Genomic DNA, 257 nt, shown 5'->3' with positions numbered 1-257 from the left:
CCACAAATAGTTAACGGGCCTTCGCCGCCAAATTTATGTACGTCAAAACCATGGCCAATTCGTATCATAATGCACTCTCGTGTTGTTGTTTGTGTAGTAAAAACCCAGCCAAATCTAAATCCTCTGGCGTGGTTATTTTAATATTATCGCTGCGACCTGCTACAAGCTTTACCGGTTTACCTGCCCACTCAATTGCACTGGCTTCATCGGTAATAGTTACCCCACTTGCTAATGCGTTTTGAAGCGCACTTTTAAGC

Annotated in this window: 1 protein-coding gene; it reads right to left on the bottom strand. The window is 43.6% G+C overall.

Translation table 11 applies throughout. The features are described from left to right. Positions 1 to 64 precede the first annotated feature (64 nt). Positions 65 to 257 (bottom strand): 2-C-methyl-D-erythritol 4-phosphate cytidylyltransferase (locus AAEY83_RS16665; RefSeq protein ID WP_351060861.1); only part of this gene is annotated, 193 nt, incomplete at its 5' end.

Source organism: Psychrobacter sp. TB20-MNA-CIBAN-0197 (genome assembly GCF_040309765.1).
In the GTDB taxonomy this organism is placed as follows: domain Bacteria; phylum Pseudomonadota; class Gammaproteobacteria; order Pseudomonadales; family Moraxellaceae; genus Psychrobacter; species Psychrobacter submarinus.
The sequence above is the reverse complement of the archived record's forward strand: the minus strand, read 5'-3'. Positions and strand labels throughout refer to the sequence as shown.